This window comes from Pyxidicoccus sp. MSG2 (assembly GCF_026626705.1).
Lineage (GTDB): Bacteria > Myxococcota > Myxococcia > Myxococcales > Myxococcaceae > Myxococcus.
This window is the reverse complement of sequence record NZ_JAPNKC010000001.1, coordinates 4,805,212-4,829,299: the sequence shown is the minus strand read 5'-3', so window position 1 is coordinate 4,829,299 and position 24,088 is coordinate 4,805,212. Positions and strand designations below refer to the sequence as shown.

Below are 24,088 nucleotides of genomic sequence, written 5' to 3'. Positions count from 1 at the left end.
AACGGGAGGCGCATGAAGCGTCAGCAGGTGAAGAGGCTCGGCCAGGCCGGGGTTGTGGGAGTGCTCCTGATGGCGGCGGCCGCGTGGGCGGAAGTGCCCGCGTCCGCCGTGGGCACGGGCGCGCCCGACGAGGGCGACCCGCGCGTCGAGGCGACGCTGCTGGTGGACTCCACCCAGGTGAAGCCGGGCGACACCTTCCGCGTGGGCGTGCGCTTTCGCATGGACCCGGGCTGGCACATCTACTGGAAGAACCCGGGCGACTCGGGCCTGGAGACGGACGTCACCTGGGACACGCCGGGCTCCACGGTGGGGTCGCTGCAGTGGCCCTCCCCGCACACCTTCCGCACGCCGGACGGCTTCATCACCACGCACGGCTATGAGGGCGAGGTGCTCCTCTTCGCGCAGGCCCACGCCGCGCAGGACGCCACGGGTCAGCTCCACCTGTCCGCCGCCGCCAACGCGCTGGTGTGCGAGGTGCACTGCATCCCCGCCGAGCTGATGCTCACGCGCAGCGTGCCGCTGGGCACCGAGACGGTGCGCGACGCGGAGGCCATGCGCGCCTTCGACGCGGCGCAGGCGAAGGTGCCCCGCCCGACGGCGGACACCGGTCACACCGTGCAGCTCGCGCTGGACGCGAAGCAGCTCACCGCCGGGCAGGACTTCACCGGCACCCTCACCGTGACGGGCCCTGGCGGCGCGGCACTGCCCGCGACGGAGGGGGACTTCTTCACCCCCGAGCGCATCGGCGGCGTGGCGAGCGTGACGCTCACCCCGGCGGGCGCGGGCCGCTTCAAGCTGAAGGGCAAGGCGGAGCCGGACGTGCCGGGCACCGAGCCGCGCCTCACGGGCGTGCTGCGCCTGGGCACGGCGGCGTCGGGCTACCAGCCGCTCGCGGTGGACGTGGCGATGGCGCCCATCGTGGCCGCCGGTGGGGCCGTGGCCGCCGCGCCCCCCGTCGCGAAGCTGCGTTCCGTGAAGGACAGCATCGCCGCCGTGAAGCCGGTGGCCGCGGTGGCGCCAGCGGCTGCTCCGGCGGAGTCCTCGGTGGGGCTGGGCATGGCGCTGCTGTTCGCGTTCTTCGGGGGCGCGCTGCTCAACCTGATGCCGTGCGTGTTCCCCGTACTGGCGCTCAAGGCGTACGGCTTCACGCGCATGGTGCAGCAGGAGCAGGGGCGCGTGGCCTCGCACGCGGCGGCGTACGCGGGCGGCATCATCGGCAGCATGCTGCTGTTGGCCGGCGCGGTGCTCGCGGTGCGCGCGGGCGGCGCCAGCGTGGGCTGGGGCTTCCAGTTCCAGGAGCCGCTCTTCGTCGCGGCGGTGAGCGCGGTGCTGGTGGCCTTCGCGCTCAACCTCTTCGGCGTCTTCAACGTGGGCATGGACGGCACGGCGCTCGCGGGCAAGGTGGACCAGAGCCACGGGCTGATGCACAGCGCGGGCGAGGGTGTGCTCGCAGTGGTGCTGGCCACGCCCTGCTCGGCGCCGCTGCTGGGCACGGCGGTGGGCTTCGCCTTCGCGGCGGGCCCGCTCACGGTGCTGGCCGTCTTCACCGCGCTGGGCCTGGGCCTGGCACTGCCGTTCTGCGTGCTGGTGCTGGTGCCGGGACTGGCGAAGAAGCTGCCGAAGCCGGGCGCGTGGATGGAGCGCTTCAAGCAGGTGCTCGGCTTCGCGCTGCTGGCCACCACGGTGTGGCTGGTATGGGTGATGGGCGGGCTGGCCGGCGTGGACGGCATGGCGCGGCTGTTGGCCTTCCTCGTCGCGGTGGGCCTGGGCACGTGGGTGTACGGCCAGTCGCAATCGCAGGAGGGTGGGCGCAGGTTCGCCAGTCTGGCGGTGGCGGCGCTGGTGCTGGTGGGCGCGGGCGTGGCGTCGCTGCGCTTCGACGGGCTGGCCCCCGAGGCCCGCGCGTCCTCCACGGTGGCCCGGACGCAGCCGTGGGACGCGGCGGCCGTCACGGCGGCGCTGGAGGCCGGGCAGCCGGTGTTCATCGACTTCACCGCCGACTGGTGCCTCACCTGCAAGTTCAACGAGCGCACTGTGCTGTCGCGTGACGAGGTGCGGGCTGCCTTCACCGAGCACCAGGTCGCCTTCTTCGTGGCCGACTGGACGCGCCGGGATGCGCGCATCACCGCCAAGCTGGCCGAGCACGGCCGGGCCGGCGTGCCCATGTACCTGGTGCTGAGCCCCGGCGCTCCGGACAGGCCGGAGGTGCTGCCGGAGTTGCTCACCGCGGACCTGGTGGTGGACGCGGTGAAGCGCGCTGCGGAGTGCTCGCCCGCGCGTCGCAAGAGTGGTTCCAACATCGTCTGTGCCGTCGGGTTCCCACGGCCTTGAAGTGTGGCTGTCGTTGGTATTCCGCTGTCCCATGCAGAGGAGGAACGCCATGAAGCAGGTCTTCACCGCACTCTCGCTCGGCGCGCTGTTCCTGGGCGCCCCCGCGTTCGCTGACGCCGAAGTGGGCAAGGCCGCCCCGGCCTTCACGCTGAAGGACGAGACGGGCAAGGAGCACTCGCTGGCGCAGTACAAGGGCAAGGTGGTGGTGCTCGAGTGGACCAACCCCGAGTGCCCCTTCGTGCAGCGGCACTACTCGGCCGACACCATGGCCAACACGCTGAAGGGCTTCGACGCGAAGAAGGTGGTGTGGCTGGCGGTGGACTCCACGGCGCACAACACGCCGGACAAGTCCGCGGCCTGGAAGAAGACGGAGGGCTTCAGCTACCCGGTGCTCCAGGACGCCAGCGGCACGGTGGGCAAGTCCTTCGGCGCGAAGACGACGCCGCACATGTACGTCATCGACGAGCAGGGCGTCGTTCGTTACGCGGGCGCCATCGACGATGACCCGCGCGGCAAGAATGACAAGAAGGTCAACCACGTGAAGGCGGCGGTGGATGCGCTGCTCGGTGGCAAGCCGGTGCCCACCGGCACCAGCACGCCGTACGGCTGCTCCGTGAAGTACAAGAGCAGCTAGGTTGCATCCCCTCGTGGGATGATGCCCGGAGGCCCTCGTTCCCGAGTGGACGGGGGCCTTCTGCTTTTCGCGGTGGAGGGACGCATGAGTACGTGGAGCATCCGCAAGGCGGGCGCGGCCGATATCGAGGACGTCATCCGGCTGCGGCGCGAGTTGATGAGCATCTTCGGCGGTTTGACGGAGGCGAACGCCGCGGCGTGGGAAGCGGCCACCCGGCGCTACCTGCGGACGGCGCTGCCCGAGGGGCGGTTCCACGTGTGGCTCGCCTCCGTGGAAGGCGAGGCCGTGGCGTGCAGCGGGCTGTCCCCCTTCGAGCGGCCTCCGGCGGCGAACCACCTGAGCGGGCTGGAGGGGTACATCCTCAACATGTACACCGCGCCCGCGTGGCGGGGCCGGGGCCTGTCGCGCGCGCTGATGAAGGAGTTGATGGCCTTCGCGCGCGAGGCGGGCATGGGACGGCTGTGGCTTCATGCCTCGGAGGACGGCCGGCCGCTGTACGACAAGCTCGGCTTCGCGCCCAACCCGATGGCCCTCGAGTGGAAGCCCGGGGAGTCGTAGCCCGGGTTGCTAGGCGTGCTGTTCCCGGGGTGGCACTTCCCGCCGGTGCTGCCCTCGTGAGGGCGGCGCCGTCGTGGGCCCCTTCTCCGCGCGGCCGGCCTCGCGGGGAATCGTGAGGAGCGCGCACAGGGCACCCACGAAGCACAGCCCCGCGGACACCCAGAGCGCGCGCCGGGTGCCTTCGAGGAAGTCCGTGCCGATGCTCCCGCTCAGCCCGCCCAGCAGCGGCAGCAGCGCCACCGCGAGCAGGCCGGCGATGCGCGCCACTGCGTTGTTCACTCCGGAGGCGATGCCCGCGTAGCGGTCCTCCACCGCGCCGAGCACCACGGCGGTGAGCGGGCCCACGGTGATGGCCAGCCCCAGCCCCAGCACGATGACTCCGGGAAGCACTGTGCTCACGTAGCTTCCTCCCTGCCGCATGAGCGTGAGGAGCGCCAGTCCCACGCCCGCCAGCACCGGCCCCACCGTCATCAACGGACGCGCGCCGATGCGGCCCGCGAGCCGGCCCACCACGGGCGACAGCGCGAGCATCAGCAGCGTAATCGGCAGCAGCGCTGCCCCGGCCGCGAGCGCCGAGTACCCGAGTTGCTGCTGTAGCGCGAGCACCACCAGGAAGATGGCGCCGCCCAGCGCGAAGTACACCGCGAGCGTGGTGAGGTTCGCTCCGGAAAACGTCCGCGAGTGGAAGAGGGTGAGCGGCAGCATCGGATGACGCTGCCGTGCCTCCACGAAGACGAAGGCGACCAGCAGCGCGGTGCCGCCCACGGCCGCGAGGATGGCGGGCGCATTCCAACCATGGGCCGGGCCCTCGATGAGGGCGTAGATGACGCCGCCCAGGCCGAGCGCCGCCGTGGTCGAACCGGCGAAGTCCAGCCGGTGCGCATCCCCCGTCGGCGCGTCGTTCGGCACGTGGCGCAGCGCCACCCAGACGGCGAGCGCCCCCACGGGCACGTTGAGGAAGAAGACCATGCGCCACGAGCCCGCATCCACCAGCCAGCCGCCGAGCAGCGGTCCCACCGCCGTGGTGACGCCGGACAGCCCCGCCCAGGCGGACACGGCGCGCTGGCGGTCCGCCTCCGCGAAGGAGGTGCGCAGCAGCGCGAGGCTCGCGGGCACGAGCAGCGCGGCCCCCACCCCCTGCGCGGCGCGGAACAGCGCGAGCGTCCAGACTCCCGGCGCCAGGCCGCAGAGCACCGACATCGCGGCGAACGCCACCAGGCCCACGAGGAAGACGCGGCGCTGCCCCCACGCATCCCCCAGCGCGCCTCCCGTGAGCACCCACGCGCCGAGCGTGAGCAGGTATGCGTCCACCGCCCACTGGAGGCCCGACATGCCCCCTCCCAATTCGCGGCCGATGGCCGGCAGGGCCACGTTGACGGCGGTGCCATCGAGGAAGGCCATGCCGCTGCCGAGCACACTGGCGAGCAGCACGCCGCGGCCCTGCTTGCTCGCATAGGCCACGGAGGAGGGAGGAGCCGGAGTGTCGGGGGCCATATGGCTCTAGCGTGGAGACGGGGCCACGGACACGCCATGCCTGGAGTCACCGGCGCGGTGGGATTCAGGGCATGCACGGGGGCACGCGCACGACTGCCCGGGCGCTGGGGATGTGGCGCGCTCCCGGCGTGCGTACGGTGTGGAGACGGAGGTGGACCATGGCGGAGACGTGCGACCACGTGGAAGCGGCGGGAGACCCGGAGCCCCGGACGCCGCAGGGCTGCGAGGAGTGCCTGAAGATGGGCGACGACTGGGTGCACCTGCGTCGCTGCCTGTCCTGCGGCCACATCGGCTGCTGTGACGACTCCAGGAACAAGCACGCGACGAAGCACTTCCACCAGACGAAGCACCCCGTCATCCAGTCCTTCCAGCCGGGAGAGGACTGGCTGTGGTGCTTCGTGGACGAGCTCTTCCTGGAGAGCCGGCCCCCGCACGAGCACGAGGCGCGCACGTAACCAGTTACGGACACCCGGCACCCCGGGACATTGTCACGGGGCCGGGGCTGCCTTCTGGTGGGCGCGTTCATCCCTCACGAGGAGGCAGGCATGGCAGGCACGATTCTGGTGACCGGCTCCACGGGCACCATCGGCGGCGAAGTGGCGCGGCAGCTCATCGCGGCGGGCATCCGGCCCCGACTCCTGGTGAGAGACCCGGCGAAGGCCCGCGAGTTCGAGGGCAAGGCGGACATCGTGAAGGGGGACCTCGGCGACGCCGCCTCGCTGGAGCGTGCGATGCGGGGTGTGGAGAAGTTGTTCCTCGTCGGGTCTGGCGTGGATGGGCAGGCGCTGGAGGCGAAGGCGATCGACGCCGCGAAGAAAGCGGGCGTGAAGCACGTGGTGAAGCTGTCGTTGCTCGGCGCGCAGGAGGAGGCGATTACCTTCGCCCGCTGGCACCGTCCCGTGGAGAAGCAGCTGGAGGCGTCCGGTCTGGCGTGGACGTTCCTGCGGCCCGTCAACTTCATGAGCAACATGCTCGGCAACATCGGCAGCATCAAAGGACAGGGGGCCTTCTACCAGCCCACGGGCGAGGGGAAGACGTCGGTCATCGACCCAGCGGACGTCGGCGCGGTGGCGGTGAAGGCGCTCACCGAGCCGGGCCACGAGGGCAAGGCGTACCCGCTGACCGGACCCGAGGCCCTGTCCGGCGCGGAGCAGGCGGCGGTGTTGACGAAGGCGCTCGGGCGCGAGGTGAAGTTCGTGGACGTGCCGCCCGACGCCGCGAAGCAGGCCATGGTGGGCACAGGCATGCCGGCCGCCTACGTGGACGCGCTGCTGGATTTACTCGCGGCGATGAAGGTGGGCAGGACGGCCACGGTGACGGACTCCGTGCAGAAGGTGACGGGCCGCAAGCCGGGGACGTTCGCCGACTGGGCACGGAGGCACGCGGCCGCGTTCAAGTGACGCGGGCTCAGCGTGTGGGCACGGAGAGCCGGAAGCGGCGCACGAGGTCCTCGTCGCTTCCGTCTCCCCCGGTTACTCCGTCGACGCCGAGGGTCGACACCTCGGCGTGTCCGTCCTCTGCGATGGAGAACGCATAGGGATTGCCCCACGGGTCCACCGGAAGCTTCTCCAGGACGCCCGCTTCGACGAGGGCCTGCAGCCCTTCTTCCCTGCTCGGGAGTCGGCCTGTCCGCTGAACGTAGAGCTCGAAGGCCTTCTCGAGGTTGAGGAGGTCCAGACGGGCACGGTCCTGCCTCGAGCACCCCTCCATCACCCAATGGGCGATGGGAGTCGATAGCAGCAGCAGCCCCAGGATGACGAGGGCGATGAAGAGAAGCGCCTTGGCGGCTTCTTGGAGGGCGTGGCTCAACGAGCGTCTGGGCATTGCGGTGGGTCATCACCGCTCATTCAAGCCCCGTGCCCCTCATGCTCCGGTGCGGCGCTCTCCAGGACTGTCGACGGAGTCCGCCAGAGTGACAGTGCCGTCGACCGAGCACGTGTCATCCTGACGTCCTGCCCGCCCTGGACCGGAGCCACTGTTCCTTCGCTCACGCGGCCACGGGCTCCACGCGCGGGCGGGTGCGTGCGGAGAGCTTCTTCCGGCCGCCGCCCTTGCGGAGGATGTCGAGCGTCACCTCCTCGTCCGTGGCCAGTGCCATCAGGCGCTGCAGGTCATCCACGCTGCCCACCGTCTTGCGGTTGATGGCCAGCAGCAGGTCGTCCACCTTGAGCCCGGCGTCGTGGGCCGGGGTGCCGTCCTGCACCTTGAGCACCTTCACCGCACGAGGTTGGCCCGTGTCCTGTGCCAGCCGCGTGTCCAGGTTCACCGCCGTGGCGGCGATGCCGAGGAAGCGCCGCTCCACCTTGCCGCGCTGGATGAGCAGGCTGGCCACCCATGCGGCCGTGGCCGCGCCCACCGCGAAGCCGATGCCCTGCGCATACGGCAGCACCAGCGTGTTGAGCCCCACCACCTGCCCGCGCGTGTTGATGAGCGGCCCGCCCGAGTTGCCCGGGTTGATGGCGGCGTCCGTCTGGAGCATGCCTTCCAGCACGACGCCGTTGGGCAGCGTGAGGCTGCGGTTGATGGCGCTCACCACGCCCATGGACACCGACTGCTCCAGCCGGAACGGGTTGCCAATCGCCATCACGAGCTGGCCCACGCGCACGGACCGCGGGTCGGCCAGCGGCAGGGTGGGGAAGTCGGTGCCCTCGGCGCGGACCACCGCGAGGTCCGTGGGGGCGTCTCCTCCCACGAGCGTGCCTCGGAGTTCCTCGCCGTTGGAGAGCTGCACGGTGAGGCCGCGCGGGTTGCGCATCACCACGTGGCGGTTGGTGAGGACGTAGCCGTCCGGCGTGAGGAAGAGGCCGGTGCCGTGGCCTCGCGAGTGCTCCACGCCCACCACGGCGGGCGAGGCACGCTCCACGAGGGACTCCAGGTCATCGGAGAACTGTTGCAGGAGTTTCATCGTGTCGTCCCTTCCTTCACGTCAGGAGCGCTTGCCCACGGTGATGGGCACCTCGCGCAGTTCGCCGGCTCGCAGCACGCGGGCCTGGACGGTGGTGCCCACCTTCTCGTCGCCCAGGTAGCCGAGCAGGTCCTCCACGCGGTGCAGCGACTGGCCACCCAGGCTCACCAGCACGTCGCCGAGCAGCAGGCCCGCCTTCTGCGCGGGGCCGTCCGGGTCCACGGAGAGGAAGACGAGGCCCGCCTCGCTGCCGGCGCGCTCCACCAGGTGCTGCGGAATGCGCACGGGGTACGCGCCCACGCCGAGGTAGCCCCGGCGCACACCCCCGTGCTCCTTCAGCGCGGCCGTCACGCGGGTGAGCGTGTCACCGGGGATGACGACGGCGGCCGTGCGCGAGAAGGCCGCGGTGAGCAGGCCCACGAGACGGCCCTGCGTGTCCACCAGCGCGCCGCCGGAGAAGCCGGGCGGGAGGTCCGCGTCGGTTTCGAGGTAGCGGTCCACGCGGCCACCGGCGTGGGTGCGCCAGCCCTCGCCGTGGGTGCTGACCATGCCGAGCGTGGCGCGCGCGGTGCGGCCCGGACGGGCCACGGTGACGACGAGGTGGCCGACCTTCACCTCGTCGAGCGGTGCCGGGGGGAGTGGGGTGAGGCTGGAGGCGTCGGCCTTGAGGAGGGCGAGGTCGGTGCTGGCGTCGCGGCCGATGAGCTCGGCGGAGACGGTGCTGCCGTCAGCGAGGCCAATCTGGATGTGGCCCTCGTGCTCGACGGCGTGGCTGGTGGTGACGATGTGGCCCTCGGTGCCCCAGACGATGCCCGAGGCCCCGCGACGGCGGCGCGCCTCGACGCGGACGATGCTGGGGGCGACGCGCTCGACGACGGAGGCGAGGGACTGCGAGAGGGACTGGAGGTCGGTGGACATGACGGATTCCTTTCGAGGCTGAAGGTAAAGACCTCGAAAAGGCGCCACATCGGCGGACCGGGCAGGGGGCGGAGCTACCCGTTCGGGTAGGCCGGCTGGCCATCTGGGGGAGGGGACTGGTGGTTCGGGTGGGGTCAGCCCGCCTTGCGGAAGCGCTCGTATGAGAGTGACCTCGGAGGTCAGAGCCGCCGTGTCAGGGGCTGCCTATACTGTCGTGTGGAAGCAGTACGTGGCAGGTAGGCGGGTTGGCTGGGGACGTCGCCGCACATGAAGGGAGGGCGTGGAGGCATGGAGCGTCAGGTGGAGGCACTGAAGGAGCTGGGACGACGGCTGTCGCGGCGAAGGAGGGAGTCGGGGCTCGATATCGACGCCCTGGCTGCTCGCACGGCAGTTCCCGCTCGACTCATCGAATGCTTCGAGCAGGGGCAGGGAGCGCTGGGCGCGGGGGCACTCACGCGGCTCGCGAGTGCCCTCGGGGTCGCGCCCACGGCGTTCCTGCACACCTCGGCTCCCCAGGAGAGGGCGCCAGTCGAGCCCGGGGTCCTCTTGAAGGGCCGCTCCGTGGGCGCCTCCCTGTCCTCCAAGGACCGCGAGGCGCTCGCGAGGGGACTCCAGAAGGCCCAGGCGTTCTCGTTGCTCGGAGATCTTCTGCGCGTAGAACGGCTCGCGGAAGGCTTCCACCCGAAGTCCGCGCCCACGAGGAACGCGCACCGCGCCGGTTACGCGAGCGCGCTCCAGGTGCGTGCCCTGCTCCCCGAGCGCCAGGGGCCCCTGCGCGGACTGGCGCGACTGGTGGAGGGCCGCTTCGACATCCTCGTTCTGCGGCACCCCTTCGAGCAGTCCTCGGTGCTCGGTGCGAGCTGCCGCTCCGGGCGAGCACGCCTGATTGTCATCAGCACTCGCATCGAGCGCGAGCCCGTGTACCGCTTCGTCCTCGCGCACGAATTGGCCCATCAACTGCTCGACCTCTCCGACAGCGGCGTCACCACGGACGAGGGACGCTTCGAGACCTCGGGCTTCTGGATGGAGAACCCGCCGGAAGAGAAGCGGGCCAACGCCTTCGCGGCCATGCTGCTCGCACCCGAGGAGGCGGTGCGGCGGGAGCTGGGGCCTGCGAAGGCAGTGGGATACGGTCTCTCGGAGGCGAAGGCGCTGGTCACCCGGGCCCGGACTCGCTTCGGTCTCAGCTTCCCGGCCATGGCCTGGCACCTCTACAACCTCCGTTACTTCCGCTCCGCGGAGACCGTCGAAGCCCTGCTGACCACGCCGGATGAAGCACCGCTCACGGGCTTCGAGGAAGAGTCCCGCTTCGACGGCCTGGAGCGCAGGACGCTGGAGGCCCACTCCCGGGACATCATCTCCGCAAGCCGTGCACGAGAGTTGCTTGGTGGCTCCCTGGAGGAGCGCTCTCTGCATGATGCGGTACGTGGTGGATACGGACATCCTGGCCAACATCCAGCGAGCGGGTCACGCGGGGACCCTGGGAGGGCTGGGCCCGCTTCCCGTCGTCATCACTGACACGGTCTGGGACGAGCTGACGGTCAACGCCCGGTTGAACGGTGCCGCGCCCAGGTTGGTGAAGGAAGCCGATGACATGCTGCGCGCCATCGCGGGCGCGCCCATGATGCTGACACCGCAGAGTCCCGAGGCGCGGACGCTCGTCCAGCTTCAGCTTCCACCGCCGACCGAGGGACTCGGTGAGCACTCGGTCATCGCCTACGCCTTTCACCACGGGGACGTGACGGCCGTCCTCAATGACCGCAGGGCGCTCCATCGCGGCATCGAGGAGCTCCACGGCCGTGTCGTCTCGTGGCATGGCTTCCTGGACGTGCTGCGCGTCGGACATGGCCTGACGAAGCGGGCCTCGGACGAGCTGTCCTCCTGGTACTGCGCCCGTTTCGTTCCCCAGCGCGCGCCCATCTGGTGGTAGCCGGGCCCGGCCGCCAGACAGCCAGGCGGGCGATGCCTCCTCCTCCCGTCCCGTGGCTCGCACCGTGCGAGGGCATTCCTAGCTTGTCCAGGGTCCATCCCGATTCCGCGAAACACCATCCTGGAACCGAACGCGAGGTGAGCCCATGGAACAGACGCGCGAGAACACGACGAAGCCGGCGCATGGAGTCGCTCCGGGAGACCGCCAGGAGTTCGAGTCCCTGCTGAAGGACTACGACGTGGCCCTCCTCACCACGCGCGGCAGCGACGGGCACTTCCACACGCGGCCCATGGCCCTGTCCAGGAAGCGCAAGTCCGGCTCCGAAATCTGGTTCGCCACCTGGGTGGACACGCAGAAGGTGCAGGACCTGGAGACGGACCCGCACTGCTCGCTCGCCTTCCACTCGACCGAGAACAGCGCCACGTATCTCTCCGTGTCGGGCACCGTGGAAATCGTCCGCGACCGGCAGGTCATCCACGAATTGTGGGAGGCGGACTGGAAGCCGTGGTTCCCCAAGGGCCCCGACGAGGGCGACATCGCCCTGCTGCGCTTCGTCCCCGAGCACGCCGAGTACGTCCACCCCGCGGGAGGCAAGCTCCAGGTCCTCTTCAGCACCGCCAAGGCCCTGGTGACGAAGCAGCGCCCCGAGCTTGCGCCAAAGAAGGAGCTGGACCTGCAACACTAACCCCGTTCGAGCAGCGCCCCTCCCGGGCCGAACCCGAGCGTGAGGCACAGCACGCGCGGGTTGTCCGCGAGCCGCGTGTCGTATCGCGCGGCCTCCGCGGCCAGCTCCGCGTCGTTGAGCACCAGCACCGTGCCGCCGCGCTCCGGGCCCGTGAGTCCGGCAGCGTGAAGCACGTCTGCCACCAGCGGCGCGTGTCCTTCCCAGCCGTAGGTGCAGCCTCCAGGCATCAGCGCGGCATCGAGCGGGCACGGGAGCGCGAGGCACAGCGCGTCCAGAGGCACTGCCTGCTCCACGAAGGTGTGCAGGGCGTCTCCGATGAAGCGCACCGCCGCGCGCACGTGGTGTCCGTCCTCCGGGCGCGGCGTGCCGATGAGGCGGAACGGCACCGCGGCGGTGTCTCGCTCGAAGACGCGCTGGCCGCTGGGGCTCGCGCACTTGATGCTGGTCTGCCCCACGTCGATGGCCACCGGGCTCGCCAGTCGCAGCGGCTCCAGCAAACGCAGGCCCGCGCGCGCGGCGGCGAAGCGCGGGTCCTCGGCGACGTACACGGGAAAGGGAAGCGCCGCCGTGGCCTCCTCCACCAGCTCCGCGAAGCCTTCGAGACACGCCAGCCCGCCGCAGAGCCACACTGCGTCCGCGTCATGCCGGGGCACCAGCTCCGCCAGCGCTCCGGCGAGCACGGGGAGCAGGTGGAAGGCAATCATCGACTCGGGAACGCCCTCGCTCCGGTCCCTCTCCACCCGCGCGGCGCCGAGCAGCTCCCACAGCTCGTGTCCGAGCACCGGGAGGTTCCACACCTCCAGCGACGTCACACCCTCGGGCACATGGCGCCGGACGTCCCAGCCGTGCGGGCTCCGGCTCATGCCGCGAGCCCGGCGATGCGCTCGGCGGCTTCCTTCGCTCCGTCGCGCGCCTGGTAGGTGGCGGAGATGGCGGCCAGCTTCTGGCGCAGCGGCGTGCCGGGCTCCAGGAGCTGGCGGAGCGCGGCGCGGCACGCCTCCACCGTGAGCGTGCGCGGCTCCAGCGCGAGCCCCGCGCCCGACTTCGTGAGGAAGTGCGCCTGGATGGGCTGGTCGTTGCAGATGGGCAACAGCAGCAGCGGCACTCCCGCGGTCATCGCCTCCATCACCGAGTTGGCGCCCCCATGCGAGACGAAGGCCGAGGCTCGCGGCAGGAGCTGTCGCTGCGGCACGTACGGCACGGCGACGACGTCCCCGGGCAGCGAGCGGGAGAACTCCGTGTCGGCCAGCTCGCCCGCGCTGAGCACCAGCGTGACGCCGAGCGGGGCGGCGGCCTCGGCGATGGTGCGGAACAGCTCCGGCTGCCACGAAATCTGGCTGCCGAAGGACACGTACACCACCGGCTTCGCGCCCAGGCGCTCCCAGGGGAAGTCCACCTCGTCACCTCGCTCGGTGAGTGGAGTCGAGGGGCCGACGAGGTGTGTGGCGGGTGGCACTCCGGCATCGGAGCCGAGGAAGGCCTCGGTGGAGAAGATGACGTTGAGGCGCGGCGAGAGGCACTCGCAGTTGCGGAAGCGCGCGTCGAAGCCGTGCCGGGCGAACAGCGCCTGCCGCTCCGGCGCCAGCGCGCGCACGTTGCGCTTGAGGCCGTAGTCCAGGGGCGGCTCCAGCAGCGAGAGCGCCGACGACACGCCGGCCCACGGAATGCCCAGCTCGTGCGCGGCGAGCACGGCGGCGTACTGCATCCCATCCAGCGCCATGAGGTCCGGGCGGAAGTCGCGGACCACCCTTCGCACGGGCTCGAGCAGCGCGGGCACCGCGTCGATGAGCAGGCCGCGAATCCACTTTCCCAGCGCCACCTCGTCGAGGACGAGCCGTGCCAGGGCCTCTCCGCCCGTCTCGATTGCGGGGGCCGGGGCTTCGGGATGGGGCAGGTGGAGGACCTCCACGCCGAGTCGGGCGAGCTGGGGCGCGGGCTCGGGGATGCAGAGCCAGCCCACGGTGTGCCCCAGGCGGCGCAGCCACTGCGCCACGCCAATCATCGGGTTGAGGTGGCCCTTCTCGGGCGAGGTGGCAATCAGGATTCGGGACATGGGGAGCTAGAGGCGCAGTGCGCGTGGAGCATGGCGAGGGAGACGAGCCGCATCAACAGCCGGTCCATCCCGCTGGCCTCGGGAGCGTCGGGTGACAGACGGGTGTAGCGCTCCAGGAAGGCGAGCGCCGCGGCGGAGTCGATGACCTCCAGCGGCTCCAGCCGCGAGGGCGAGAGCCACGCGCGGTACAGCTCCAGCCAGCGCTCTCGCACGGGGCTGGACAGGGCCGTGTGCGCGTAGCGCGGCGTCTTGCGCGCGAGGCGCACTTCGTCGGGGACGAGCCCGCGCACGGCCTGGCGGAAGAGCCACTTGCCGACACCGTCGCGCACGAGCACGGACACGGGCAGTGCCAGCGCCACCTTCATGAAGTCCTCGTCGAGATACGGCGTGAGCACGGTGAGGCCGTGGGCCCTTGCACCTCTCACCTCGGGAGGGAGCACCAGCTCTCGCAGGACCCAGGACGCATAGCGGACCTCTTCCGGGCGGTGCACGTCCTCGGGAACCAGGCCCCAGGGGGCACGGTCCGCGTCGTGATTCGCCCCCAGGTCGTCCACGGCGGAGGGCCGCAGCACTTCGCGGGCGAGACGCCGGTCCTCGTCCACGCGCGCCCGTGCTCCGGCGAGCGCTTCCGGATTGCCCAGCAGCACCTCGTCCGCGCCCGCGCCACTCAGCATCACCGAGGCTCCGTGTCTCCGGGCCTCCGCATAGAAGGCGAAGCTCGCCACCGCGCGGGCATTGATGAGGGGCGTTTCATTGCTCAGGACGGCGGGCTCGAACAGGTCCGGCAGCACGGCGTCGGGGATGGGCGCATCGACGCACTCCACACCCGCCACCCGGGCCACCGCCTTCGCGTGCTGCCGCTCCACCGCATCGGCGAAGTGGACATCCATGGTCCACGCGCGCACCTGTCCGGGCGCCGCGCGCGCGGCCAGCAGGCACAGGGCCGCGCTGTCCACGCCGCCGCTCAGGCTCACGTCGCGCGCCCCTTCCGCGACGCGATGACTCACGGTGCCGGCAAGGGCGGAGAGCAGGCGCTCGGCGAGCCGGTCTTCATCCTCGGTGGGCACCGCCGCACGCCGCATCCGAGGCAGCATCACCGGCATCCGCCCCACATCCTGGAACAGGCTCTCCTCCGGGGGCAGCCCGTGCCGCAGGAACGTGGCCACGGCCTCCGGGTCCAGTCCCTCCGGCGCGAGGCGCCACACGGACTCCGCCGTGGGCGCGTCTTCCCGAGGCAGGTAGCGGGGCAGGGTGGCAAGCGGACCGCTGGGAGCGTGGGACACGCGGTGACTGTGACAAGCGCGGGAGGCCCGGGCAACCCCGCTATAGTCGCGGGCGTGCGCTACGAGCTCCACGACGGCCGCATCCTCACCTGGTCCCTGGAGTCGCACGTCACCACGCACTGCAACCTGCGCTGCGTGCAGTGCTGCCCGCTCTCGCCCCACCTGCCCACCTGGGCCGTGGCGCCGTCCGCGCTCGGTGACGATTTGCGCCGGCTGGCCCGCGTCCTCCACCCCAACATCTTCAAGCTCACCGGCGGTGAGCCCTTCCTCCACCCGGACCTTCCCGCCGTGCTCGACGCCGTGCGCGACTCCGGCATCTGCGAGCAGGTGTCCATCACCACCAACGGCTTCCTCGCCCAGAGCGCGCCTGACGCCGTCTACGAGCGGCTGGACCGGATGACGCTGTCCGTCTACTCCTCCGCGCCGCTGCCGGAGCGCTCCATTCAACGCATCACCGAGCGTTGCGAGCAGCATGGCGTCCACCTCTCGGTGAAGAGCATCGACGCCTTCCAGGAACTGACGCCCGACGCGCCGCACACCTCGGACTCCGCCGTGCGCGCCGTGTACGAGCGCTGCTGGCTCAAGGTCCGCTGTCACCTCGTGCACGCCGGCCGCTTCTACGCCTGCACGCGTCCTCCGCACGTGGCCACGGTGCTTGGCGCGCGGTATCCGGAGATGCCCTCGCTGGCCGAGGTGGACGGCGTACCGCTGGATGCGCCGGACCTGTTGGAGCGGATGCTCGGCTACCTCGAGCGCGACACGCCGCTGGAGACCTGCCGCTACTGCCTGGGCGCCAGTGGTGAGTGGCGGCCTCACGCACAGTTGCCGCGCGCCCGCGTCTGAGGCTCAGCGCGCGGCCGCTGCTCTCACGGGTGCTGCTTCGGCGCTCACCGGCAGCTCCACGGTGAAGGTCGAGCCCTCGCCGTGCTCGCTCTCCACCCGTACGCTTCCTCCGAGCGCCTCTACCAGCGTGCGGGTGATGTAGAGCCCCAGCCCCAGGCCGCCGTAGTGGCGCTCGGACACGGCGCGCTCGAAGCGGCCGAAGATGCGCGGCAGGTGCTCCGGAGCAATGCCGATGCCCTCGTCGCGCACCGTCAGCCGGGCCCCGCTCCCGCTCGGCTCCACGCGCACGTGGACGGGCCTGCCGCTGCCGTACTTCACCGCGTTGTCCACCAGGTTGGTGATGACCTGCTCCAGCCGGAGGCGGTCCCACCGCCCCGTGAGGAGCGCGTCGACGCCCTCGAAGTGGAGCGTGGAGCCGGCGCGGGCCGCCTGCGCCTCGTAGCGGGCCAGCACCTCTCGCACGAGCGGCACCAGGTCCACGTCCTCCAGCTCCAGCGTGAGCCGGCCCGCGGTGATGCGCGACACGTCCAGCAGGTCGCCCACCAGCTCCGACAGCTTCTTTATCTGGCGCGCGCCGACCTCCACGTAGCTCTCCACCACGCGCCTGGGCACGGCCTCCGGGTGGCGGGCCAGCTCCCTCGCGAGCGCCTGCAGCTTCAGGCTCAGCGGGGTGAGCGGCGTCTTCAATTCGTGGCTGGCGATGGACAGGAACTCGTCGCGCAGGCGCACGGCCTCCTGGGCCTCGCGGTACAGGCGCGCGTTCTCCATGGAGAGCGCGGCCCGGTGCGCCAGCTCCCTGCCGAAGGACAGGTCCGCCTCCGTGTAGCGCCGGCCGGAGTGCGAAGTGAAGAAGGTGAGCACCCCCAGCGTCCGCCCGCGCGTCACCAGCGGCACGGAGATGAGCGAGACGAGGCCGGTGGCCACCATCACCCGGGCATGCTCCTCGTCGTGCGCGCTCTCGCGGAGGCGCTCGGGCGTCATGCCATCGACGAGGATGGCTTCTCCCCGCAGGAGGGCCTCGGTGGGGGGATGGTGGCGGTTGCCCTCGGGGAGGAGCTGGAAGCGCTGGACGTCGCGCGCCAGGTCCGCGTCCTCCGGGAGGGCGTGGGCCACCTCCATCCGGCGGAACGTCCCATCCGGCTCCGCCAGGTCGACGAAGCACCAGTCCGCCAGCGTGGGCACCACCAGCTTCGCCATGTTGCGCAGGGTGGCTTCGTAGTCCAGGGACGCGGACAGCGCCGCGCTGGCCTCGGCGAGCACCCGCGCCCGGGCCTCGGCGTGCCGCAGCTCGGTGGCCAGCGACTCCGCCTGCTGGCGGGCCTTCACCAGGTCCGTCACGTCGAAGCCGAACCCGGCGAGGCCGTCAATCCGACCCTGCTCGTTCCGCGTGGGCTGGTAGACGAGGTTGAGGAAGGCCTCCCGCGGCGGGCCGTCCGGCGGTGTGAAGCGCACGGGCAGCGCCGGGCCGATGAAGGGCTCGCCGGTGGTGTAGACCCGGTCCAGCACGGCGACGAGGCCCTGGGGCTCCGCCTCCGGCACCACCTCCCGGACCGGCCTTCCCATCACCGGCTGGCGGCCCAGCAGCGCGTCGTTCAGGGCATTGGAGAAGGTGTAGACGTGCTGGGGCCCCCGGGTGAAGACGATGTTCACCGGGGCATGCATGAAGAGGGCGTGGAGCCGGGCCTGCTCGGTCTCCGAAGCGCGCCGGGCCGTGCGCTCGCGCTCCAGCAGTTCCAGGCGCGCCGTGTCTGCCTCGCGGTGCATCGCGTTCAGCTTCGTCATCAACACCGCGACGAGCGAGTAGAGGACCAGCGCAAGGCCGTTCCACGGCTGGAGCTTGATGGAATGGACCGGCGCCAGGAAGAAGTAGTCCGTCGCCGCGAGGGACAGCACCAGGGTGAGCAGTCCCGGTCCCCAGCCACCCCGCCAGCCGGAGAACATGATGGCGGCGAAGAAGAGCACGAAGGGGCTGGCGTCCATGTAGGGCCACAGCAGGCGCTGCACGAGGAGCGCGGTCAGGAACGCGAGCAGGGCCTCGCCGTAGTGGCGGGCCTGCAGGCGGCGCGGGCGCTCGGAGTCTCCGGACAGGAGCCGGAGCCCGGGCGCGGCGGGCACCGTGAGGCGGGGGGCGGCGGGCGGGAGCGCTGGCTGCGAGGGCGGAGGGGTGGACACGGAAACGGACTCCCTCACGGAGCGGAGACAAGAGCGTGGGCCCGGTCAGTCGCCATGGCCAGGTGCTCATCCAGGCGGGGTTCGGGAGGCCGGGACACCCTGGCCACTCGACGGCGCTGTTCGTTCATGACGGGTGTGTCCCCCGGAAGGTGGGCGAGTGTCTCCGGAGTAGCACGCTCGATGGGGGTGCGCGCTGCCTCCGGGGGCCGGTGTTGAGTGGCGTGCGGAGATGACTCAGCCGGCAAGCGGGCCTGTACGGAACGGCTGGGGCTTGGCTCCAGTGGCGAGCGTCGTGGGCTCGACGTGAGACACATCCAGTTGGAGCTCCATCCATCCCAGGTTGCGGAGCGCCGCGGTGAGTCGCTCGCACAGGGGGCCGACGTCCTGCTCCACCGCGTCGGCCAGTTCCAGCGTGAATCGCGCGCGCTGCACCTGGGACAGGCGGAAGGCGCGCAATGCATGGTGCTTGAACACCCAGGCCAGCGCCCATGCATCCACGGTTCGGCCGGAAGGCGTGAGGAAGTGACACGCGCCGCGCCCGCCGAAGCCCTCCAGCGTCCAGCCGTGGAAGCCACACGCGCACGCGTCCCGCCCCACCGTGCCCGCGTCTCCCGGAAGGTAGCGCAGCAGGGGCAGCACGCTGGGGCGCAGCCGCGTCACCACCACCTCGTCCATTCCCGGCTCCAGCCACACGTCGGGGGCGAAGACGTGGAAGCGGCCGGGGGCATCCTCGCGCAGGCACTCCCAGGCGAGCGGGCCCGTCTCCGTCGTCGCGTAGTAGTTGAGGACGGGCGCGGGCACCTTGCGCGCCAGCGTGGCGCGCAGCCCGGCGGGCAGGTGCTGCGCGGAGGTGAGAATCAGACGGGGCGTGGGCACGTCGTGCTGCTCCGCGAGCCAGCGCAGCCCCTCCGGGTCCGAGAAGAGCACCGCGGGGCGCACGCGGCACAGGCGCTCGCGGGCGTCGTCGCGCAGGGCGGACACGCGGTGCAGCGCGCCGTCATGGAAGATGGGCAGCCGCACCGAGTACTCCAGCCCGCCCGGCAGCGCGTCCAGCAACACCACGCGGGGACGCGGCGGCAGCACGGCGCCCGCGCGCGCCACGAGGAAGCGGAGCACCGCCCACATGTGCAGGCAGTCCCGCCTGTCGCGCACCACGCGCACCGGGGCGCCCGTGGAGCCGGAGCTCTTCACCACCACGCACGCGTCATGCTCGGCCGGCAGCGTGGGCACCGCGTCCCAGTGCCGCGCCAGCGTCTCCCGCTCCAGCGTGGGGAAGGCGCCCAGGTCCTCCAGTCGCTGGAGGTCTCCCGGGTGGAGCCCTTCCTCCTGGAGTCGCCGGACGTAATACGGAGACGCGAGCAGCGCGGTGCGCATTCCCTCCAGGCGGGCCTCCAGCAGGGCACGGGCCTCTGGCTCATCCGCCAGGGAGGCGAGGTGCGCGAGGTCCCCGGCGATGGCGCCGGCCCACGGAATGTGGGGCCGCTGGGTGGAGGTGTCCCGCCGGATGTGGGCGCGCGGGGCGACGCGCAGGTCCGCGGGGAAGGCCAGCGTCACTCGCGCCAGCCTCGCGCTTCGGACTCGCGCTGCTGCGCCTCACGGAGCAGTTGCTCGCGGCGCTCCGCCTCCTGCTTGCGTGCCTCCTCCGCGCGCTTCAACTCCTGCTGGGCCTTGCGGTAGTCGAGCTGGTCCAGGCGCTTCGCGGACTCCTTCGCGGACTCGTTCAGCACCAGCCCGCCCAGCGCGCGCACCCACTTGCGGAGGAACTCCTCCTGCCGGAAGGCATTCGAGCGCACCATCTCCGCCGTCAGCGGGGCGATGTCCTCGAAGAAGTGCCGGAGGACGGCCGTGGCCTCCGTGCCCTTCTTCAGCGCCTTCGCCGAGTCGTCCCGCAGCGCGGAGCCGGCCAGCAGGTGCGCGAGCATGACCACCTGCTCTCGCCAGAGCGGGTGGTGGGCGTACTGCTCCAGGTCCAACCAGTCCTGCCGCGAGGGCGGGCGCACGTTCGCCAGCCGGAAGGTGTCGCAGATGATGGCCACGGCCAACTCGTGGGGATACGGCGAGACGATGGGCGCCGCCGCGAGCTGCTTCCGAAGGGTCTGGATGTCGAAGAGCATCAGTTCTCCAGCAGGGCCCGGGCCAGGGCCGCGGCCGCGGGACCGAAGTCCGACAGCCACGTCACCACCACGAGACGGAAGCGCCGCTCCGCCAGCACCGGCGCCAGCACCTTGCGCGCCGCCTGGTCGTCCGGCAGCGCGAGGAACGCCACCACCATGCGGGAGCGCCGCACCGCCTCCACCAGCCGCTTCATGCTGTCGCCATCGGACACGTTCGACAGGAAGTCGCTGTCGGAGATGATGACGCGCATGGCGTCCGGCCGCTCCTTCGACAGGGAGTCCAGCAGCCCGAAGGGGTACTGCGTCCCTCCACCGATGTAGCCGAGCAGGAAGTCGCGCGCCGTCTCCTCGTCGTACATCCACGGCGATACCACGGGCGTGCCGTGCGAGTAGATGACGCCCTTCACCGTCGCCTTCTTGCGAAGCGCCGAGGCGGACAGCACCTGCGCCGCCAGCGTCATGGCGTTGAACTGCGTCGCCGGGTCGGGCATGGAGCCGCTGGTGTCCACGTAGATTTCGACGGAGGGCACCCCCAGGTCCGACGGCGGAGGCAGGTCCGCCTCCAGCTCCCGGCGCAGCGGCGACACCGCCGCGAGGTGGCCCTGGGAAATCACCGTCAGCGTCCAGTCGATGGCGGACGGGTCATCGCCGTACTCCCATGCTTCGGGCGTGGTGCGCAGGTACGGCTCCGGCTTCGACGGCGCGGACGGGAGCTTCAGGATGTGCTGGTCCACCAGTCGCTTGTAGTGCCGGCCCACCAGCGCTCGCTGGAGCTCTCCTCGTCCGCTGCCGGGCAGGTGGTGGGTGACGCGGCGGATGGTGGTCAGCGCGTCCTCCGGCGACGAGTCCCCGGACGTGCCCCGCAGCCAGCCGCGCTCCTTCGCCTCCTCCAGCGCGTCCTCCCAGCGCCCCGCGCCGTGGAGGGCCGCGTCGAGGTCGTCCACATCCGGCGTCGACACGTCGCCGCCCAGGGGCAGGCAGTACGTCAGCTCCTCGGGCTTGTCGATGTAGCGGATGAAGGTGGAGCAGAAGTAGAGGAACTGGAGGCGCGCGTCCGGCAGCGCGTAGAAGGTCTGCGCGAACATGCGGGCCTCGGCGCGCATGCCGGGGTAGCGCTTCTCCAGCGGCGCTTCCAGGACCGCGGGTGCCAGGAATCCCGGGGCCAGGCTCCACAGCTCCTCGTAGACGGCGAGGTAGAAGAAGAACAGCGGGGACGTGTCCGTGGTGCCCCGGATGCGCTGGAAGCCGCGGTACACGTCGGCCAGCTCCGTCGCGCGCGTGCGGCCCACCACCTCGTTCACCTGCAAGTCGTAGAAGAGGTTGGTGAGCGACTGCTTCAGCCCGGGGATGAGCCGCTGCTCCAGCACGCGCAGCTCCGCATCCCAGCCCAGCGTGTGCGGGAAGCGCGCGTGGTGGCCAATCTCGTGCGCCAGCACGGCGGTGAGGCTGTTCGCCGCGCGCATCTCGTGCAGCAATTCGAAGTGGACGAACACCTGGCGCGTCGCCAGGTCGATGTACGCGAGCGGCTCGTTCTGGTGGTCCGCATCCGGATGGAAGGGCACGTGCGGCTCGGGCGGGCTCAGGTGCACGCGCACGTCCCACACGTCCAGCGCGTCGCGCCAGCACGTGTCCACCTGCTCGGGCGTGAAGCGCGGCGGGCTCATGACGGCAGGAGCACCACCACGAACTGCGAGGTGAACATCGTGCCCGCGGCGCGCCAGTCATTGACGGTGGTGGCGTACCAGTCATCCACGCGCGGGTCGTTCCACGTCAGCCACCCCAGTGCCGGGGTCTGCTCGTGGGTGGGCTCCGGCGTCTCGCGGCAGCCCATGGCGCCCAGGCGCATCGGCGCGTCGCCCGTCAGCCACAGGCCCTGCGTGGCCGCCTCGCGGCCGCCGGTGGCCTGGCGGTGCCGGTCATGGACGCACAGCACCGTGGGGGACAGGAAGTGCAGGGCCCCGGGCAGGAAGCGGCTGTCCTCGGCGGCCAGGTGGACGAGGAAGGGTGTCGTCTTCTGGCCCAGCTTCGCCTGCGGCGGCTCCAGGGCCCGGGACGCGGTGTCGCGCAGCCGTGCCTCGATGTCCGCGAGCGAGGTGAGCCCCTCGCCCACGCGGCAGAAGATGCGCTGCATCCAGGGCGGCGCGGACTCCAGGTTCTCCCCCAGGTTCCACAGCTGCGCGAGCGCTCCGGCGCGCCCGGCCTCGGGGGCCTGCGCGAGCAGCCGGGGCAGCAGGTCCGACCACGCGAGGGTGAAGAAGTTCCGCCGGCCCGCGCTGGACGGGTAGAGGTAGCCCAGGCCGATGGCCTCCGCGCCCAGGCGCAGCCAGGTGCGCAGGAGCTTCTCGGACGCCTCCGGATTGGCGCCCGAGGTGGACAGGGCCTGGCCCAGCTTCGCCCCCGGGCCTTCGAGCAGCTCGCGCCACAGCGCGGGATTCCAGCGCACGAAGCGCCCGCGGGCATTGGCTTCCAGCTCGTCGACGAAGCTGCTCATGCCGGACCGCCTGGGTTCTCCTTCAGCCACGTCGCGTAGTTGCGGTAGCGGCTGTACATGGACTTGAGGTGGATGAGGTCCTCGTAGATGGGGCCGGACAGCTCCTGCTTCGTGAGCAGGCTGTTCATCAGGGTGGTGATGCCGGCGATGCGCTGCTCCGTGGTGGGCAGGTCCACGCCAGCCAGGCCCTGGTCCAGCTCGGTGCGCAGCCCGGCCACCTGGCGGCGGATGGGCTCGTGCGTCTCGTAGCGGAACATGGCCATGTCGAACATGTGGCGAATCCAGGCCACGCGGTCCTGGAGGAGCGTGCGGTGCCCCTTCACCTCGAAGAAGGCGCTGCGCGTGTTGGGCACCAGCTTCTCGTGCAGCACCCAGGGGGCAATCTGCCGGAAGTCCTCCAGCTCCACCGTGTCATGGCCGCGGAAGAAGGCCATCGCCTTCGCGAAGTGGAGGATGGTCTGGTACGCGCGCACGCTGACGCCGTTCTCCGTCTGCGTGCAGAGGTGCACCCGCTTGTCCAGCGGGCACTGCTCGTTGCACACCGCGGCCACCGACTGGCCGGCGAGCTTGAGCGTGTCCTTGTGCTTGAACTCGAAGCGCGGCGAGGCCATGCGGCAGAAGTCGAGCTGGCCGAGGAAGAAGGCGATGCGCTCCAGCACCGCCTTCGGCACCTCGACTTCGAGGATGGACGCGTAGGCGCGCTCCAGCTCGGTGGGGGTGAAGACGATTTCCTTCGGGAGCAGCTCCTCGGGGGACTTGTCCGCCTCCAGGCGCTGGAGGAGCTGGTCCATGAAGCCGGAGTTGAACGGCACGGCGCGCACGACGACGTCGATGCGGTCCTTGAGGGCCTCGATGACCTGGAAGGTGCCGCCACCCTGGTCGTCGTTGGCGGTGAGGAACCAGGACGAGCGGCCCGCGTAGACGTACTGGTCCATCATCTCCGCGTACCCTTCCGCCATGAGGGACAGGAGCGCGGACTGTGTCTTGGTGGGGATGCGGTTGTACTCGTCGATGATTTTCACGCGCTGGCCAATCCACTTGCGCCAGCTCACCTTCACGGCGGACAGGTCCTCCGCCTTGAGCATGTCGGACGGCAGCGGCGCGCCGAGCAGGTCGGCGATGGACAGCTGCGGGTGGCCGCGCTGGATGCCGCGGTGCACTTCGTCGCGGCTCATGCCGGAGAGCAGGGCCATGAGGACGGCGGACGTCGTCTTCCCGCGCCCGGGGCCGCCGACGAGCAGGGCGCGGCGGCAGGTGAAGAGGGTGAGCAGGGGGATGAGGACGAAGGAGCTGTAGCTGGTGTCCTCGGGGAGGTGGACCACGTCACCCGCGGGCGTCTTGAGGGACGTGGCCTGGCCGAACTCGAGGTCGTAGTAAGGACAGATGACGGCGTTGTTGGTGATCCACCAGTACGCCTGCCGCATCTTGTCGTGGAGACTGCCCCCGTCGCGCTCCGAGAGGTGGACGGTGATTCCCTTGTCCGCCGTGTCCGCCGAAGCACGCCCCAACAGCAGGCGCGATACCCAGTCCTGATTGGCCATTCGACGCGGGAGCGTAGCACCAGAGCGCGTGAAACTGGTTGAGCGGGGACGGATGGACTAAGTGTCGCGCATGCTCCGAGAGCTCGGGCTTCAAGGCGTGGGCCCCTCACCCCAGCTCCATGTCACGTTCGCTCCG

The 24,088-nt window shown here is 71.0% G+C and carries 22 protein-coding genes; 9 read left to right on the top strand and 13 right to left on the bottom strand.

Annotated features, from left to right (window positions below; translation table 11 throughout):
• The first annotated feature begins 12 nt into the window (after positions 1–12).
• The 3 genes from OV427_RS18660 to OV427_RS18650 all read left to right on the top strand — a co-directional run bounded on the left by OV427_RS18660 (position 13) and on the right by OV427_RS18650 (position 3,523).
• Positions 13–2,331 (top strand): protein-disulfide reductase DsbD family protein, encoded by a 2,319-nt coding sequence (locus OV427_RS18660; RefSeq protein WP_267857474.1) that lies wholly within the window; start codon positions 13–15, stop codon positions 2,329–2,331.
• Positions 2,332–2,380: 49 nt separating this feature from the next.
• Positions 2,381–2,965, top strand: coding sequence for a thioredoxin family protein (locus tag OV427_RS18655; protein WP_267857473.1), 585 nt, complete (start codon positions 2,381–2,383; stop codon positions 2,963–2,965).
• An 84-nt stretch (positions 2,966–3,049) separates the two neighbouring features.
• Positions 3,050–3,523, top strand: coding sequence for a GNAT family N-acetyltransferase (locus tag OV427_RS18650; RefSeq protein ID WP_267857472.1), 474 nt, complete (start codon positions 3,050–3,052; stop codon positions 3,521–3,523).
• Positions 3,524–3,532: 9 nt separating this feature from the next.
• Here the strand turns inward: OV427_RS18650 and OV427_RS18645 are convergent, their stop codons facing one another.
• On the bottom strand, positions 3,533–5,017 hold the full coding sequence (locus OV427_RS18645) for a DHA2 family efflux MFS transporter permease subunit (RefSeq protein WP_267857471.1): 1,485 nt from the start codon (positions 5,015–5,017) through the stop codon (positions 3,533–3,535).
• A gap of 158 nt (positions 5,018–5,175) precedes the next feature.
• Between OV427_RS18645 and OV427_RS18640 the strand changes: the two genes are divergently transcribed.
• Positions 5,176–5,472 (top strand): ubiquitin carboxyl-terminal hydrolase 14, encoded by a 297-nt coding sequence (locus OV427_RS18640; RefSeq protein WP_267857470.1) that lies wholly within the window; start codon positions 5,176–5,178, stop codon positions 5,470–5,472.
• Positions 5,473–5,562: 90 nt separating this feature from the next.
• Entirely contained in the window at positions 5,563–6,417 is an 855-nt protein-coding gene (locus tag OV427_RS18635) for an SDR family oxidoreductase (protein WP_267857469.1), read from the top strand.
• Positions 6,418–6,424: 7 nt separating this feature from the next.
• On the opposite strand, the gene OV427_RS18630 is transcribed toward OV427_RS18635, so the two are convergent.
• The 3 genes from OV427_RS18630 to OV427_RS18620 form a co-directional block, all read right to left on the bottom strand.
• Positions 6,425–6,841: a type II secretion system protein GspG gene (locus OV427_RS18630; RefSeq protein WP_267857468.1), complete on the bottom strand. Its 417-nt coding sequence runs from the start codon at positions 6,839–6,841 to the stop codon at positions 6,425–6,427.
• A gap of 163 nt (positions 6,842–7,004) precedes the next feature.
• A complete protein-coding gene (locus tag OV427_RS18625) occupies positions 7,005–7,922 on the bottom strand; it encodes a S1C family serine protease (protein WP_267857467.1) in 918 nt (305 codons plus the stop codon).
• Between the two features lie 21 nt (positions 7,923–7,943).
• On the bottom strand, positions 7,944–8,840 hold the full coding sequence (locus tag OV427_RS18620; protein WP_267857466.1) for a S1C family serine protease: 897 nt from the start codon (positions 8,838–8,840) through the stop codon (positions 7,944–7,946).
• Between the two features lie 288 nt (positions 8,841–9,128).
• On the opposite strand from OV427_RS18620, the gene OV427_RS18615 reads away from it, so the two are divergent.
• The 3 genes from OV427_RS18615 (at position 9,129) to OV427_RS18605 (ending at position 11,455) form a co-directional block, all read left to right on the top strand.
• Entirely contained in the window at positions 9,129–10,358 is a 1,230-nt protein-coding gene (locus tag OV427_RS18615) for an ImmA/IrrE family metallo-endopeptidase (RefSeq protein WP_267857465.1), read from the top strand.
• Positions 10,255–10,770: a hypothetical protein gene (locus tag OV427_RS18610; protein WP_267863601.1), complete on the top strand. Its 516-nt coding sequence runs from the start codon at positions 10,255–10,257 to the stop codon at positions 10,768–10,770. The genes OV427_RS18615 and OV427_RS18610 overlap by 104 nt, the downstream gene beginning before the upstream one ends.
• A gap of 145 nt (positions 10,771–10,915) precedes the next feature.
• Positions 10,916–11,455 (top strand): pyridoxamine 5'-phosphate oxidase family protein, encoded by a 540-nt coding sequence (locus tag OV427_RS18605; RefSeq protein ID WP_267857464.1) that lies wholly within the window; start codon positions 10,916–10,918, stop codon positions 11,453–11,455.
• Here the strand turns inward: OV427_RS18605 and OV427_RS18600 are convergent.
• From OV427_RS18600 to OV427_RS18590, 3 genes are read right to left on the bottom strand one after another with little or no spacing between them, the layout of a single operon-like run.
• Positions 11,452–12,318, bottom strand: coding sequence for an ROK family protein (locus OV427_RS18600; protein ID WP_267857463.1), 867 nt, complete (start codon positions 12,316–12,318; stop codon positions 11,452–11,454). The genes OV427_RS18605 and OV427_RS18600 overlap by 4 nt on opposite strands.
• Positions 12,315–13,508, bottom strand: a complete 1,194-nt coding sequence (locus tag OV427_RS18595; RefSeq protein ID WP_267857462.1) for a glycosyltransferase — start codon at positions 13,506–13,508, stop codon at positions 12,315–12,317. Before OV427_RS18595 ends, OV427_RS18600 begins: the two co-directional genes overlap by 4 nt.
• Positions 13,493–14,791 carry an asparagine synthase C-terminal domain-containing protein gene (locus OV427_RS18590; RefSeq protein ID WP_267857461.1) on the bottom strand — a complete coding sequence of 433 codons (1,299 nt, stop codon included), beginning with the start codon at positions 14,789–14,791 and terminating at the stop codon, positions 13,493–13,495. Before OV427_RS18590 ends, OV427_RS18595 begins: the two co-directional genes overlap by 16 nt.
• A 54-nt stretch (positions 14,792–14,845) precedes the next feature.
• Between OV427_RS18590 and OV427_RS18585 the strand changes: the two genes are divergently transcribed.
• Positions 14,846–15,634: a radical SAM protein gene (locus tag OV427_RS18585; protein ID WP_324290063.1), complete on the top strand. Its 789-nt coding sequence runs from the start codon at positions 14,846–14,848 to the stop codon at positions 15,632–15,634.
• Between the two features lie 3 nt (positions 15,635–15,637).
• On the opposite strand, the gene OV427_RS18580 is transcribed toward OV427_RS18585, so the two are convergent.
• From OV427_RS18580 to OV427_RS18555, 6 genes are all read right to left on the bottom strand, one after another.
• Positions 15,638–17,806 (bottom strand): ATP-binding protein, encoded by a 2,169-nt coding sequence (locus OV427_RS18580; protein ID WP_267857459.1) that lies wholly within the window; start codon positions 17,804–17,806, stop codon positions 15,638–15,640.
• 234 nt (positions 17,807–18,040) lie between these two features.
• Entirely contained in the window at positions 18,041–19,360 is a 1,320-nt protein-coding gene (locus OV427_RS18575) for an AMP-binding protein (RefSeq protein WP_267857458.1), read from the bottom strand.
• Positions 19,357–19,920 carry a hypothetical protein gene (locus tag OV427_RS18570; RefSeq protein ID WP_267857457.1) on the bottom strand — a complete coding sequence of 188 codons (564 nt, stop codon included), beginning with the start codon at positions 19,918–19,920 and terminating at the stop codon, positions 19,357–19,359. The genes OV427_RS18575 and OV427_RS18570 overlap by 4 nt, the downstream gene beginning before the upstream one ends.
• Positions 19,920–21,584: a M48 family metalloprotease gene (locus OV427_RS18565; protein WP_267857456.1), complete on the bottom strand. Its 1,665-nt coding sequence runs from the start codon at positions 21,582–21,584 to the stop codon at positions 19,920–19,922. Before OV427_RS18565 ends, OV427_RS18570 begins: the two co-directional genes overlap by 1 nt.
• A complete protein-coding gene (locus tag OV427_RS18560; protein WP_267857455.1) occupies positions 21,581–22,411 on the bottom strand; it encodes a hypothetical protein in 831 nt (276 codons plus the stop codon). Before OV427_RS18560 ends, OV427_RS18565 begins: the two co-directional genes overlap by 4 nt.
• Complete coding sequence (locus OV427_RS18555) at positions 22,408–23,952, bottom strand: AAA family ATPase (RefSeq protein WP_267857454.1); 1,545 nt, start codon at positions 23,950–23,952, stop codon at positions 22,408–22,410. The genes OV427_RS18560 and OV427_RS18555 overlap by 4 nt, the downstream gene beginning before the upstream one ends.
• Positions 23,953–24,088: the final 136 nt, after the last annotated feature.